The sequence below is a fragment of the Paenibacillus sp. 7541 genome (assembly GCF_002276395.1).
In the GTDB taxonomy this organism is placed as follows: Bacteria; Bacillota; Bacilli; order Paenibacillales; family Paenibacillaceae; genus Paenibacillus_AQ; species Paenibacillus_AQ campinasensis.
The window spans coordinates 1-14,241 of sequence record NZ_NQLZ01000049.1 but is presented as its reverse complement, the minus strand read 5'-3'; the positions used below and the strand labels follow the sequence as shown (position 1 = coordinate 14,241).

Annotated in this window: 15 protein-coding genes and 2 tRNA genes; 14 read left to right on the top strand and 3 right to left on the bottom strand. The window is 54.5% G+C overall.

The window, feature by feature from the left end; all coding sequences use genetic code 11:
* Positions 1-70 precede the first annotated feature (70 nt).
* The 10 genes from CHH75_RS23395 (at position 71) to CHH75_RS23350 (ending at position 11,474) form a co-directional block, all read left to right on the top strand.
* Positions 71-1,024: an ABC transporter permease gene (locus CHH75_RS23395; protein ID WP_095264811.1), complete on the top strand. Its 954-nt coding sequence runs from the start codon at positions 71-73 to the stop codon at positions 1,022-1,024.
* Between the two features lie 19 nt (positions 1,025-1,043).
* Complete coding sequence (opp4C, locus tag CHH75_RS23390; protein ID WP_425320436.1) at positions 1,044-1,979, top strand: oligopeptide ABC transporter permease; 936 nt, start codon at positions 1,044-1,046, stop codon at positions 1,977-1,979.
* 7 nt (positions 1,980-1,986) lie between these two features.
* Positions 1,987-2,970, top strand: a complete 984-nt coding sequence (locus tag CHH75_RS23385) for an ABC transporter ATP-binding protein (RefSeq protein ID WP_095264812.1) — start codon at positions 1,987-1,989, stop codon at positions 2,968-2,970.
* Positions 2,963-3,928: an ABC transporter ATP-binding protein gene (locus CHH75_RS23380; protein ID WP_095399281.1), complete on the top strand. Its 966-nt coding sequence runs from the start codon at positions 2,963-2,965 to the stop codon at positions 3,926-3,928. Before CHH75_RS23385 ends, CHH75_RS23380 begins: the two co-directional genes overlap by 8 nt.
* Before the next feature lie 139 nt (positions 3,929-4,067).
* Complete coding sequence (locus CHH75_RS23375) at positions 4,068-5,003, top strand: ArsR/SmtB family transcription factor (protein ID WP_095399280.1); 936 nt, start codon at positions 4,068-4,070, stop codon at positions 5,001-5,003.
* A 360-nt stretch (positions 5,004-5,363) separates the two neighbouring features.
* The gene (locus CHH75_RS23370; protein ID WP_095399279.1) at positions 5,364-6,473 is read left to right on the top strand and encodes a LolA family protein; all 1,110 of its coding nucleotides are present in this window, start codon (positions 5,364-5,366) and stop codon (positions 6,471-6,473) included.
* 273 nt (positions 6,474-6,746) lie between these two features.
* Positions 6,747-7,943 (top strand): alanine racemase, encoded by a 1,197-nt coding sequence (gene alr, locus CHH75_RS23365; protein WP_095264816.1) that lies wholly within the window; start codon positions 6,747-6,749, stop codon positions 7,941-7,943.
* A gap of 234 nt (positions 7,944-8,177) precedes the next feature.
* Positions 8,178-8,459: a CopG family ribbon-helix-helix protein gene (locus tag CHH75_RS23360; protein ID WP_046681343.1), complete on the top strand. Its 282-nt coding sequence runs from the start codon at positions 8,178-8,180 to the stop codon at positions 8,457-8,459.
* 3 nt (positions 8,460-8,462) lie between these two features.
* Complete coding sequence (locus tag CHH75_RS23355; protein WP_095264817.1) at positions 8,463-8,813, top strand: type II toxin-antitoxin system PemK/MazF family toxin; 351 nt, start codon at positions 8,463-8,465, stop codon at positions 8,811-8,813.
* 447 nt (positions 8,814-9,260) lie between these two features.
* Positions 9,261-11,474 carry a Tex family protein gene (locus CHH75_RS23350; RefSeq protein ID WP_095399278.1) on the top strand — a complete coding sequence of 738 codons (2,214 nt, stop codon included), beginning with the start codon at positions 9,261-9,263 and terminating at the stop codon, positions 11,472-11,474.
* A 133-nt stretch (positions 11,475-11,607) separates the two neighbouring features.
* On the opposite strand, the gene CHH75_RS23345 is transcribed toward CHH75_RS23350, so the two are convergent.
* The gene (locus CHH75_RS23345; RefSeq protein ID WP_095264818.1) at positions 11,608-12,186 is read right to left on the bottom strand and encodes a CGNR zinc finger domain-containing protein; all 579 of its coding nucleotides are present in this window, start codon (positions 12,184-12,186) and stop codon (positions 11,608-11,610) included.
* Between the two features lie 148 nt (positions 12,187-12,334).
* On the opposite strand from CHH75_RS23345, the gene CHH75_RS23340 reads away from it, so the two are divergent.
* Positions 12,335-12,796, top strand: coding sequence for a DinB family protein (locus tag CHH75_RS23340; protein WP_095264819.1), 462 nt, complete (start codon positions 12,335-12,337; stop codon positions 12,794-12,796).
* Positions 12,797-12,875: 79 nt separating this feature from the next.
* Here CHH75_RS23340 and cmpA read toward each other — a convergent pair whose 3' ends face one another.
* Positions 12,876-13,004 carry a cortex morphogenetic protein CmpA gene (gene cmpA, locus CHH75_RS23335; RefSeq protein ID WP_095264820.1) on the bottom strand — a complete coding sequence of 43 codons (129 nt, stop codon included), beginning with the start codon at positions 13,002-13,004 and terminating at the stop codon, positions 12,876-12,878.
* 79 nt (positions 13,005-13,083) lie between these two features.
* A complete protein-coding gene (locus tag CHH75_RS23330; protein WP_095399277.1) occupies positions 13,084-13,434 on the bottom strand; it encodes a hydrolase/acyltransferase in 351 nt (116 codons plus the stop codon).
* A gap of 122 nt (positions 13,435-13,556) precedes the next feature.
* Here CHH75_RS23330 and CHH75_RS23325 point away from each other — a divergent pair, with 122 nt between their 5' ends.
* From CHH75_RS23325 to CHH75_RS23315, 3 genes are all read left to right on the top strand, one after another.
* Positions 13,557-14,042, top strand: a complete 486-nt coding sequence (locus tag CHH75_RS23325; protein WP_176475651.1) for a SprT family protein — start codon at positions 13,557-13,559, stop codon at positions 14,040-14,042.
* A gap of 28 nt (positions 14,043-14,070) precedes the next feature.
* A tRNA-Asn gene (locus CHH75_RS23320) sits at positions 14,071-14,146 on the top strand.
* A 6-nt stretch (positions 14,147-14,152) separates the two neighbouring features.
* Positions 14,153-14,241: transfer RNA gene (locus CHH75_RS23315), tRNA-Ser, on the top strand.

The following is a 14,241-nucleotide window of genomic DNA, read 5'->3' as shown; positions in this document are numbered from 1 at the left end:
CGCAATCATTAACAACGACATCTCCAGCCTGAGCTCTGTTCAGGCCGGAGATGCTGATTAGGAGATAAACATGAGAACCTATTTGCTCCGAAGATGCTTGTATATGCTTTTGATTCTGTTGGGCGCGTCCTTATTGATATTTTTCCTGTTCTCTCTGACGCCGGGCGATTATGTTGACAACAATCTGAGCTTGTCCGAGGAGCGGAAGGCAGAGCTGCGGGAAATCTACGGTCTGAACAAACCGGTGTTTGAACGCTATGTCAATTGGATGGGCAATCTGCTCCAGGGCGATCTCGGCTATTCGCTGGCCCAGCAGCGTCCTGTAGCTCAACTGATCCAGGACTACATATGGAACTCCTTTCTGCTGGCGGTGGTCGCCACCTTCTTCACCTGGTTTATCGCGGTTATCATCGGTGTGATTACGGCTTACAAGCAATACTCGCTGTTTGACACGCTGGTGATGATCGGCATTTTCGCGGCGATGTCCATCCCGTCATTTTTCATCGGACTATTCCTGATCAAAGTGTTTGCCGTCGACCTGAAGATACTCCCGCCGGGCGGCATGATTACGACAGGCAGCCGCGCCGAAGGCTGGGACTATATAGTGGAAGTGATGAACCATATGGTGCTGCCGGTGGCGGTCATGGTGCTGCTCGGCGTCGGCTCGCTGGCGCGTTATCTCCGCAGCAATGTGCTGGAGGTCATCAAGCAGGACTATGTGCGCACGGCTCGTGCCAAAGGCTTGAAGGAGCGGACGGTGCTGTACCGGCATGCGCTGAAGAATGCGATGCTGCCAGCAATTACCCTTGTAGGTTTTGAGCTTCCGGGCCTGTTCAGCGGGTCGATCATCATTGAGAAAATATTCAATTGGCCGGGGATAGGGCAGCTGTATCTGCAATCGTTCACCGTCCGCGACTACCCGCTGCTGATGGGCTTTACGATGCTCTTGGCCGTCCTGACCGTGATCGGCACGCTCTTGTCGGATATTCTGTATCACGCTTCCGATCCGCGCGTCAAACTGTAAAGAAAGGAGCGCCCGCATTGTGTCTAATCTATCTACCAGGGAAGCCGGCCGCGTGCCTGACCGTCGCGTATCCGAAGCTCCCCCATCGCTATGGCGCCAGGCGATCCAGCAATTAAGCAAAAACAAGATGGCGATGGCCGGCTTCATATTTGTCATCTTTATGTTAGTGGCATGTTTCATTGGGCCGCTATTCTCCCCTTATGCAGACGGCAAGGTGAACATCCTGATCAAGCATCAGCCGCCAAGCGCCAAGCATTGGCTCGGTACAGATCACTTGGGCAGAGATGTGCTGACAAGATTGCTCCAGGCCGGAAGAATATCGCTCACCGTCGGTCTTGCGTCGATGGCCTTGTCGATGACAATCGGGACAGTGCTCGGCATCATCTCCGGTTACTATCGCGGCATTGTCGATCAGCTCATTATGCGCATTGCCGATCTGCTGTTCACCATTCCGGGCATTCCGATCCTGTTCATCATGGGCTTTCTGATGTCGGAATGGAAAGTGCCTACCGATTACCGGCTCTATCTGGTCATGGTCATGCTTAGCCTGATCGGCTGGCCAGGGGTTGCGCGGCTTGTCCGCAGCCAGATGCTCACGCTTCGCGAACGGGAATATATGCAGGCGGCCGACGTGCTCGGCCTGAGCGACAGACGGAAGCTGTTTCACCATCTGTTGCCGAATGTGTTCCCGCTGCTGATTGTCATCGGGACACTGGGGATCGGGGGCGCGATTCTGGCGGAATCCGCACTCAGCTTCTTCGGGCTCGGTGTCATGCCGCCCACGCCAAGCTGGGGCAATATGATTGATGCCGCCAACAATCTGATCGATTTTGAGAAGCGTCCATGGCTATGGATTCCTCCCGGGCTGGCTATCTTTGCAACCGTCATCGCAATCAATGTATTCGGCGACGGTCTGCGCGACGTTCTTGATCCCAAAAAGCAAACAAGCAGGTGAACCGTCCATGAATCCATTAATCGAAATCAACCATTTAAGCACTCATTTCCATACCGGGTCCGGCACGGTCAAGGCGGTGGACGATGTCAGCTTTCGCATCCATCCGGGAGAGACGGTATGCATCGTTGGCGAATCCGGCTGCGGCAAGAGCATCACCGCCATGTCGATCATGGGCCTGGTCGAAGGGCCGCATGGCAAGGTCGTCAACGGATCCATCCAGTTTGACGGCAAGGATTTACTGCGAATCAGCAAGGAGGAGCTGCGGCGTATCCGGGGCAATGACATCTCGATCATTTTCCAGGAGCCGATGTCCTCGCTCAATCCGGTGATCACGATCGGGAAGCAAATTATGGAGCCGCTTATGATTCACCAGAGGCTGAGCAAGAAACAGGCTTACGCCCGCGCGCTGGAACTGATTGAACTGGTCGGCATCCCTCGCGCCGAGCAAATCGCTGAATCCTATCCGCATCAGCTGTCCGGAGGCATGCTGCAGCGGATCATGATCGCCATTGCGATCTCTTGCGAACCGAAGCTGCTCATTGCTGACGAGCCGACAACGGCGCTGGATGTGACGATTCAGGCGCAGGTGCTGGAGACGCTGCGGCAAAGCAAGGAGCAATCGAATATGTCGATCATGCTCATTACCCACGATCTTGGGGTCGTGGCGGAGATGGCCGATTATGTCATCGTCATGTATGCAGGGAAAATTGTCGAGGAAGGCGAAGTGACCGAACTGTTCGAGCGGCCCAAGCATCCGTACACCCAGGGGCTGCTTCGTTCCAAGCCGATTATCGGTCAGCGGACTGAGGAGCTGTTCTCGATTCCGGGCCAGGTGCCGAATCCGCTTGAACTGACCGAGTCCTGCTATTTCCACGACCGGTGCGACAGCTGCATGGACATCTGCCGGACTCGCCAGCCTGAGCTGAAGCAGGTGAGCGCCAGTCAGCGAGCAGCCTGCTGGCTGTACGAGGAGGAGGCTCAACATGAGTGAACATTTGCTGGAAGTGCGCCATCTGAAGAAATACTTTCCGATCACAGCCGGTCTGCTGAACCGGACGGTGGGACATGTCAAGGCGGTGGATGACATCAGCTTGACGATTCAAGCTGGAGAGACCTTCGGCCTGGTCGGAGAGTCCGGCAGCGGCAAAAGCACGGTCGGCCGCACGATTCTGCGCCTGCATGAGAAAACCGATGGCGAGGTGCTGTTCAAGGGCATGCCGATCCATGAGCTGTCCAAGGCGGAGATGAGTAAGCTGCGTCCCCAGATGCAGCTGATATTCCAGGACCCGTACAGCTCGCTCAACCCGCGGATCCGGATTGGCGATGCGGTTGGCGAGGCGCTTGTCAATCACGGGCTGGCGACGAAGGAGGAGGCGCGTGAGCGGGCGCTCGATGTGCTGGAAGCCTGCGGCCTCTCCTCCTATCATTACAGCCGCTTCCCCCACGAGTTCTCCGGTGGACAGCGGCAGCGGATTGGCATCGCCCGGGCGCTGGCGCTGAACCCCGACTTCATCATTGCCGATGAGCCAGTATCGGCGCTGGATGTGTCGATTCAGGCCCAGATCATTAACCTGTTCAAGAAGCTTCAGCACACCCTGGGACTGACGTATCTGTTCATCTCTCATGATCTGAGTGTCGTCGAGCATCTGTGCAACCGCATCGGCGTCATGTATCTCGGCTCCATGATGGAAATGGCTTCGCGCGACGAGCTGTTCAGCCAGCCGCTTCATCCCTACACCAAAGCGCTGCTGTCTGCGATTCCGGTCCCGGTTCCGAAGCTCAAGCGGGAGCGCATCGTACTCAAGGGCGATATTCCGAGCCCGGCCAATCCGCCTTCCGGCTGCAAGTTTCATACGCGATGCCCGTACGCGGTATCGCGGTGCAAGGAGGAGATACCGGAGTTCCGGAATGTGGGAGGCGACCACTTCGTTGCCTGTCATCTGGTCTGACCACGGCGGCCTGCAGCGCCAGTCCGGCTTTATAGAAAAAGGATTTGCCGGCGTGTATAATAGGTAGGAAACCGATGGTTGCGGAGCTTGCCGGTAACCAGCCGCTGGTGATTTCAGGTCAGAGAAGGAGTGCAATTTGTTGTCTTATCAATTGGAAATATCGTTCAGACCCGTCAACGAGATGATCAATAGTCTCCATACGTATCTATGCAAGAGCTGGCACAAAAGGATTGATCTTGGTCCGGATTGGGCTCGGAACGTGGAGGCGAAGCTGTCTCCCGAATTTGCCGATCAGTTGAACAAGACCGCTATGGATCTGGAGTGGAAGCTGCTTTACTTGCTGGTTTACGTATCTCCGAGCAAAGACAGCACGCAGGGGTTTCTGTCCTGGCTGAAAAACCTTACCTTAGGTGAATTGTACGAGGTGTTGTCACCGTACGTGCAGACGTTTCCGGAGAACTTCGGGGCTGCGCGCGATCGGCTGCACGACATGCTCACCGCATGGAACGACGCCTATTTCACCCATGTCGACTCCGGCATCATCTCCGCGCTGCAGGCAGAAGCGGAAGAGAAGTCGGCGCTCCAGGGGCTGAATGCCTATGAGACGGCATCGGCTTTAACGAACGGGTTTTGCTTTGAGCCTGTGCAAGGGCTGGAGAAGCTTGTCCTTGTGCCGCAGTACCATTTTCAGCCCGGCAATATCATTTATTCGTTCGGCAGTGTGACCGTTTGTCATTATGCTGCGAGAATTGAGCCGCCATCCGAGGCGGATGAGCCGTCGCTTCAATTGTATCGGCTGCTGCGCAGCTTGAGCGAGAAGAGCCGGCTGCGCATCCTGCATTTTCTGCGCGACGAGCCGCGTACGTTTATCGAAGTCGTTCGGCATTTGGGCATTTCCAAAGGGATTACGCATGATCACATCTTCAACCTGCGCAGTGCGGGGCTGCTGAACGCGCATGTGGTCGGTGAGACGGTATCGACCTACAGTCTGCGTCTGGAGCGTATTCGCCAAATCGAGGAAGGCCTGCTCGACTATTTGGGCTTTCATGCCGATCTTCTTATGCCGAGCCGCTAAATATTCATTCGTCCGAAGGATGAAAGCACCTGTATGCCAAGAGATAAGAGCCTGTCTGTTCTTGATATGAACGGACAGGCTTCTTTTTTTATCCGGTTCATAGGTGATGAAGAGATGATAGGCCAGCCCTGAGTGCTTGAAGGGCGTTTGCCCCGAATGGAGTGGATGCCCTCGGAGGCTGCGTGTCAACATAAATTCATAGGGAAGCCGGTCGGCCGGCTGGATCGGGCACTCCCGTCATTCGCTTCGATATCACCTGACTCCCGCTTCTGCTTGTCAGGCTAGTCTGCATAATGTGACCAAGTCCCTCATAGACATGTATCAATCAACTCAAAACATGTGCGAAAAGGGGATGATGACATGCGCCGGATTTCATGGGTGCTGCTCGCTGTTGTATTATGCTTGACGACGATACTGGCGGGATGCGGAAAAAAAGACGCGGACAGCGTTGTGAAAGATCTGGGCAAAGTAGCTGATAAGCTGGAAGGTGACAAGGGCACCTACCAGGGGGCGGGCGTCATGACCATACATACCGGTACAACTCCGCAGGAGTACCAGGTGGAGGTATGGTATCAGTCGCCGTCCTACTATCGCATAAGCCTGACCAACGGGCAGAAGAATATTACCCAGATTGTGCTGCGTAATGATGAAGGCGTGTTTGTGCTCACGCCGAGCTTGAACAAGAGCTTCCGTTTCAAAAGCGACTGGCCGGATAATCAGGGACAGGTCTACTTGTACCAGACACTCCTGTCCAGCATTATCGGCGACAAGAACCGCCAGTTTGCCGAGGATAAGGAAAGCTACGTGTTTGACGTAGCCGCCAATTACCACAGCCATGCGCTTGTCCGCCAGAAGATCTGGCTCGCCAAGGACAACTATTCTCCGCGTCAGGTTCAGGTATCGGATTCCCAGGCCAATGTTGTGGTGGATGTGAAATTCAATACGTTTACGTTTGATACGAATCTGACGAAGGAATCCTTTGATACCCAGCGGAATCTGAACGCCATGAGCGAGTCGCAGGGCACGCTGGCGGAAGTGGATGAGAATGGCTTGCCGGTCGAACCTTCAGGCGAGGAGATTGCCGAGGGAACCGAAGGGATTCTGGACCCGGTAGCGGAGAAGGATATGGGCTCGTTTGGCATCATTGAGCCAGGATATACGCCTGCCGGGGTGGCGCATCAAGAGACGATGGAGATTCCAGACAGCAAGGATCATGCCGTCATTCTGAAATACAATGGGGTATATCAATACACCATTATGGAATCCAGACCGCTGGATCGTGCCGTGTCGCTTGTGCCTGGGGAAGCGATCTACATCGATTTCACTACGGTAGGCTTGTTGACCGGGGACCAGCAGAAGACGCTGACCTGGACGACGGACGGCGTTGAGTACCGGATAACGAGCACCAACCTTCCGGTTGAGGAGATGGTGAACATCGCTGCTTCCATGCAGGACCAATCGGGTAAATAATGGATGAAGGCGAATACCCGGCAGCGGAGGATGAGTGTTCCTGCGTTCTGGCCATTCGCCTTCTTTTTCCAATCCACAAGGCTTCGGAAGCGGGCTGGCAGCCTGTTTCTAGCAGAGCTTTCGCGGGTTTAATATCCATAGAGGCTGCGGGAAGAAAGGTCGGTTCTCCCAGCCCGTCTCGAGGCTTCATTGACAGTTGCCTTTCGGAACATTACCATATAATCTAATGCTAGTCAAAAAGTTTTTCTCATCAAGGTAAGAAGGTGACTGGAAGTGCAAGCAATATACCGACCAACCCTGGCCGAGATTAACCTGGATCATCTGCGCGCCAATTACACCGCCTTTCGCAAGGCGCTGCCTGAAGGTATGAAGTTTCTGGCCAGCGTCAAGGCGAATGCGTACGGGCATGGGGCGGTGGAAGTAGCCCGAGAGCTGGAGCAGCTCGGGGCCGATTATTTGGGCGTTGCGTTCCTGGACGAAGCGCTTGAGCTTCGTCAAGCCGGCATCACCCTGCCGATTCTTGTATTCGGCTATACGCCGCCGGAAGGGGTGGAGGCTGCGCTCTACAACAACATATCGATCGCTTTGTTCAGCACGGAGGTGCTTCAGGCGATCAAGGCGCTGCCGGTTCTGCCGGATCGAAAGCTAAGGGTACACATCAAGATTGACAGCGGAATGGGTCGTTTGGGCTTGCTTCCCGGCGAGGATGCGCTTTCCTTCATTAAAGAGGCTTTCTCGCTTCCGCAAATGGTTGTAGAAGGCATGTTCACTCATTTCGCACGCGCGGATGAACACAACAAAGACTATACAATGGAGCAGTATCGCCGATTCAAGGACGTGGCGGACGCCCTTCGGGACATGGGCTATCCTATCCCGATCATACATACGGGCAACAGTGCTGCCGCTATCGACACTCCCGGATTATCCTACAATATGGTGCGCATAGGCGTCAGCTTGTATGGATTGTATCCATCCGATGAGGTGAATAAGCAAGCGGTAAGCCTTCGCCCTGTCATGGCGCTCAAAACAAAGCTTGTGTACGTCAAGACGCTTCCTCCGAATTCAGGCATCAGCTACGGCACCAGATACATAACCGGACAGGAAGAAATGATTGGAACGCTTCCGATCGGTTATGCTGACGGTTATTCCCGTATGCTGAGCGGCAAGGCGGAGGTACTGATACGCGGCCGCCGCGTCCCAGTTGTCGGCACAATTTGCATGGATCAATGCATGGTGTCACTTAAGACGTTCGCCGAAGAGGCGGAACAAATCAAAGCCGGTGAAGAGGTTGTGCTCATCGGCCAGCAGGCTGGCGAATGTATTTCGGCAGACGAGCTGGCTTCCTGGCTGGGCACCATCCACTATGAGGTAGTCTGCATGATGGCCCACCGAGTGCCGCGCCAATATATACGCGGAAATATCCCCGTCAAGACGGTCAACCCGCTATGGGAATCCGTCGATTTACATTGAAGCATCTGTGCCCGAGGAAATTGTGTTCGAGGAAGAAGGATTATATACAGGCATTCTCGAAGTAGGAAGAAGTATGAATATGTCGCTTTTGTCTGTACGAAACTGTCGATTGTAGTTTATAATGGTATGCAGCATACTTGATATACCTTCGGCATATATATTCTTTTGTATAAATTTCCTTGAATAATGCAATACTGGTGCACAGGCGAGAAGGTTGTGGGGGTGTAATTGAGGGTGGCCAATATGCAGAACACCAAACGAATTATGATCAGTTTACCGGATCATCTTTTGCAGGAAGTGGACGGGATCGCTCAGTTGGAGAATTCCAACCGCAGTGAGCTTATTCGGCAAGCCATGAAACTGTACTTGAATGAGCGTAAGAAGCGTTATATACGCGAATCAATGCAGCGAGGGTATATGGAAATGGCGAAAATCAACCTGACCATGGCATCTGAAGCGTTTCACGCGGAGGAAGATGCAGACAGCACTCTAGACCGCTTAGTAAGCGGGGTGTAGACAGTGATCGTAAAACGGGGCGACGTATTTTTTGCGGATCTTTCACCCGTTGTCGGTTCGGAGCAGGGAGGTGTAAGGCCGGTCCTTGTGATCCAGAACGATATCGGCAACCGGTTCAGTCCAACGGTAATTGTGGCCGCAATTACCGCACAGATTCAAAAAGCAAAGCTTCCGACTCATGTTGAAATCGACGCTGCATCGCATGGATTTGACAGGGATTCCGTTATTTTGCTGGAGCAGATCCGGACCATTGATAAGCAGCGGCTTACCGACAAGATCACCCATCTTGATGACGAGACGATGAGCAAGGTGAACGATTCCTTGCAGATCAGTCTGGGCTTGATCGACTTTTGAACCGATCTATCCAAGTATTCATATCAGAAATCAAACCCGTGGCGGTTTGATTGTAAGGAGGCTGTTCTTCGGCAGAGTGTGCTGCTGGGGACAGCCTTTTGTTCTGTTTGGGAAGGTATGCGGATTTGAAGCTCCTGATATCTATGCGCCTGAGGGGATAAGGAAATAGGCGACGGTGACGGCCGTTGCGGTGAGCAGAACGCAGATGACAGACCAAGTGAGCGCTTTTTTGTCATTCATTGTCGTACGGAGACCTCCTCATGCTGGTTTGGTTCGCTTGTTGTTACGTTCAGAATATCGGGCAACACTTAAAATAAGATGAAAAAAACCTTAATCCAAGCTTAAAGGCAACGAAGAAGCGGAGCCCGTCTGTTGACTGTGCTGGAAAAGCCGCCGCAGATTTGGGATAATAGCTGTACAGTTAATGTTGAAGAAAGAGGGATATCATTGTCTGAATTAGAAGCTGTCGCGGAAGTGAATGAGGAACAGATTCATAAGGAAGAGCAGGAAAGAATCGTCAAACAAATCGCGAAGGAGCTTGGGCTGTCTGTCAAGCAAGTGCGAACGACCGTGGACCTGCTGGACGAGGGGAACACGATCCCGTTCATTGCGCGTTACCGCAAGGAGATGACCGGCGAGCTGGACGAGAACCGGCTGCGCGAGATCGAGGAGCGCACCGGGTATTTGCGGAATCTGGAAGTGCGCAAGCGTGAAGTCATCCGGATTATTGACGAACAGGGAAAGCTGACTGATGAGCTCAAAGCGTCCATCACGGCAGCGGTGAAGCTTCAGGAAGTGGAGGACCTGTACCGTCCTTACAGACAAAAGCGCAAGACCCGGGCCAGTGTAGCCAAGGAGAAAGGGCTGGAGCCGCTCGCGGAGTGGATCTGGTCCCAGCCGAAGCAGGGCGATGTGATGGCTCAGGCTGCGCAATATGTCAATGAGGAGAAGGGCGTCGCGTCCGCAGAGGAAGCGCTGCAGGGGGCAATGGATATTTTGGCGGAAAATATTGCCGATGACGCAGCCATTCGTGCCTGGGTTCGCCGCTATACGCTGGACCATGGCATGCTCACTTCCGAAGCGAAGGATGCGGAAGCGGAATCCGTCTACGAGAATTACTACAACTATCGTGAATTGGCGAAGAAAATGCCGCCGCACCGGATTCTGGCGATCAACCGGGGAGAGCGGGAAAATATATTGAAGGTGGGACTTGAGGTTTCACCGGATTCAATTTACAACTTCATTGGCAAACAGGTAATTAAGGGGCAGTCCATTGCCGCCGATATCCTGAAGACGATCATTGAGGATTCGTACAAGCGGCTGATCGCGCCGTCGATCGAGCGAGAGGTTCGTGCCGAACTGACGGAGAAGGGCGAGAATCAGGCGATTTCGATCTTCGCCGGCAACCTGCGCAGCCTGCTGCTGCAGCCGCCAGTGAAGGGACGCTGCGTACTGGGCGTCGATCCGGCCTACCGGACAGGCTGTAAGCTCGCGGTGGTTGACGAGACAGGCAAGCTGCTTGAAGTGGCTGTCACGTACCCGACGCCGCCGAGCAATAAGAAGGCCGAGGCAGCGGCGGTATTCCGCAAGCTGATCGACAAATATGGCATCAAGCTGATTGTGATCGGGAACGGAACCGCCTCGCGGGAGACCGAGCAGTTCGTAGCCGAGGAGGTCATCGCCGAGATCGGTGATCCGGAGCTGGCTTACCTTATTGTCAACGAGGCCGGCGCGAGCGTATACTCCGCCTCCAAGCTGGCGCAGGAGGAGTTCCCGGATCTGGATGTCGCCGAGCGCAGCGCGGCATCGATTGCCCGCCGGGTGCAGGACCCGCTGGCGGAGCTGGTCAAGATCGATCCGAAATCCATCGGTGTAGGCCAGTATCAGCACGACGTGTCCCAGAAGCATCTGGAGGAAAGCTTGCGCGCCGTCGTGGAGTCGGCCGTGAACCATGTCGGTGTTGATGTGAACACGGCGTCGCCGTCGCTCCTCTCTTATGTGGCCGGCATCAATGCGACCATTGCGAAGAATATCGTCAAGTTCCGCGAGGAGAACGGCAAGTTTGTCAGCCGGAAACAGCTGCAGAAGGTGCCGCGCCTCGGGGCGAAGACGTTCGAGCAGTGCGTAGGCTTTATGCGGATTACCGATGGCGAGAACATTCTGGACCGGACCCCGATTCACCCGGAATCGTATTCGGTGGTGGACCGATTGTTCAAGGAGCTGCAGGTTGAGCTGGATAAGCTCGGTACGAAGGAGCTGGCCGAGCTGCTGGCACAGCAGGAGCCGGAGAGCCTGGCGGTGAAGCTGGATGTCGGCGTGCCGACGCTGCGCGACATTCTCGACAGTCTCCAGCGGCCCGGCCGCGACCCGCGCGAGGAGCTGCCGGCACCGATCTTCCGCAAGGATGTGCTGAAGATCGAGGACCTGACACCGGGCATGGAGCTGCAGGGGACGGTGCGCAATGTGATTGACTTCGGCGCCTTCGTGGACATCGGCATCAAGAGCGATGGCCTCGTGCATATTTCCCAGCTGAGCAACGGGTATGTAAAGCATCCGATGGATGTCGTCTCAGTTGGAGACAACGTCACGGTATGGGTGCTTAACGTGGACTTGAAGAAAGGCCGCGTCGGATTGACCATGCGCGAGCCGAAGGATCAGTAGAAGCGCAGGGGCTTGAGCGACAAGCGCTCAGGGTGGAGATCAGGAATGAACATGAGCGGCAACCTCGATGACAGAGGTTGCCGCTTTGTTCGTTGATTGGAGCCCGGAGCTGGCAGCTGTCTCACCAGACCGGTTAAGGCTTGTCTGCCGGGCCTTGCTTCTCGCTGGCGGCGGAGGCATGTTTGGCCCGGAACCGCCGCACCTTCATCAGATTGCCGCAGGTTTTGTCCTCGCAATAGCGTTTGGAGCGGTTGCGTGTGCTGTCATAGTATACCCAGCGGCAATTTGGATTGGAGCAGATAGAGAAGCGCGACAGATCGCGTTCAGCCAGCGCTGTTGCGAATGAAGCGGCAATTTCGGCCGCTGCGCCCTCCCAGCCTGGATTTACAGGGGAGCTGGACAGGGCGAAGGGCTTCCCGGTGCCCGGAACCAAGCGGCGGATGACCGGCCCGCGGCTCAGCCATGCATTCAATTGCGTCAGCTCCTCCTCGGACAGCGATTGTCCACCCACGATCCGCTGCACGCAGTGAAGCATGAGGGCGCGAAGCTGCCGGAGGAACTTCAGCTCCTCGTCCGTAAGGAGGGGAGGAGCGAGCAGGGAATGTTCGGTTATAAACCGCTGGAGCCACGCGTCGCTCTCCAGTTTGTCCTCGGACCGTTCTCCTTTTTTCCAATCCGGCCATTCACTATTTATAAAATCATCCCAGAGCATTCTGTTTCATCCTTTCAATGGTATGGTTATTGTAACAGGCATAATGAAGTTTAGCTAGTTACTTGTTCAGGAGCGAAAGCTGTGTTAAGGTGGATGTAACTTTCTAAACTGGTTTTAGATCGTTACAATTATGGCGGGAGGAATGAGGATGAGTTTGCGCGAAATGCTGCTGGAGAACTGGGATTTCACGATGGAGAAGGAGGATGGATATGCTCCGCTATCGGTTGCCCTTCAGGATGTGACGGTGGAGCAGGCATTGTGGAAGCCGGGGGAAGGCGCTAACAGCATCTGGGAAAACGTAATGCATCTGCTGTTCTACAAGGAAGTGCTTCTGGCGCGGATAGAAGGGCGGGCGTCGGATGTCCGGGTGAGCAATGACGAGACGTTTCGGATTGTCGATGCCAGCGAGGAGGCTTGGCGGGAGGCCCAGGACCGATTGAAGCAGGTTCATGCGGCTGTGCGGGAGAAAATTCAGAATGTGCCTGAAGAGGAACTGAGCGAGCATCCGCAGCGGTATTGGAGCTTCATTACCCATGATGCTTATCATATTGGTCAGATCATCCTGCTGAGGAAGCTGCAGGGCAGCTGGCCTGCCACGCGCGCATTTTAGCTAGCTGAACATACAAAAACAAGCCGGATCATCTCCGGCTTGCTGTCTTCTCCCGTATCGGATCAAGGGGCACGCTGGCTTACTGGGCGTTCGAATTCTCCCCTGAGGAGTTTCTGTAAAAAAACCAGCATTCATTCAACAGTTTAATCTGACGCCGATCCTTTTTACGAAAAGCGCGGGTCAGTTGATTGCAGAGCCATTGCGGCAAGGGTATCTCCTCCTCTGCTAATTCCGTCTGTATGGATAGCATATGGGGAAATCGCCCAAAGCGTGCAGGTCTACCTCGATTATTGCCCTTCCTCTTCGTACCATTGCTCCAGCTGCGCTTGCAGCGCGCGGATCTCGGTAAGCAGCGAGATGAGCGGGTAATGCTCCTCCTTGATTGCAGCGAAGGCTTGCTCAAGCTCATTTATGTATTCCAGGCCGCCTTGAATGCTGAGCGATTCCTGCAGCAGATCAAGCTGGTCGCATTCTGCCACGGCAATAGGAAGCTCGGGCTTGCCGGGAGCGGTCAGCTTGTCAATTTCCTTGTTCAGTCGCAAGTTAAGCGCGCTTAGCTGATATGCATAGTCGCTGGGCATTTCAACAAAAGTCAGCTTGTCCCGTTGTTGCAAAATAACATAACGCATCTTTGGCATGATTGCAGGTTCTCCCTCCATACTTTCTACTTGACAGTGTAGCCCAGAGGGAAGTTAAAATTCAAGTAACATTTATAGCCTAGCGCTGGACAGAAGGGTACGTGGTGTACACAATGAAGCAGATGAGCAACGAGGAGCTGCAGGCTTGGGTGGAGCGGATTTCGCTCGAGAGCTTTCGGCTGCCCTTTAGACATAAAGCAACCTTCAACCGCAGGCTGTCCACGACAGGCGGGCGGTATTTTATGAAAAGTCATCATATTGAAATCAATCCCCATCAGCTGGATATTCACGGGCCGGAAGAGGTGGAGAAAATCATCAAGCATGAACTGTGCCACTATCATCTTCATCTCGCAGGCAGAGGCTACCGCCACCGGGATCCGGATTTCAAGATGCTCCTCCAGGCCGTTGGTGGCAGCCGTTTCTGCAAGGCGCTGCCGAAACGGACAGCGTCGGGGCGCAATCCGGAACCGTACCGCTACAAGCTGCGCTGCGGCGCATGCGGGACGGAATACCTGCGAAAGCGGAGAATGAATCCGGACCGATATCGGTGCGGGAAATGTCGCGGGCGATTGACACTGCAAGCGCTTGACTCCCCCAATAAGACATGATAAATTATTAAGTGTTCGGTTTGGACATTCCCCGATAGCTCAGTTGGTAGAGCACTCGACTGTTAATCGAGTTGTCACAGGTTCGAGTCCTGTTCGGGGAGCCAGCTTCTGGAGAGATACCCAAGTGGCTATAAGGGGACCCTCTGCTAAGGGGTTAGACTGCGTAAGCGGTGCGAGGGTTCGAATCCCTCTCTCTCCG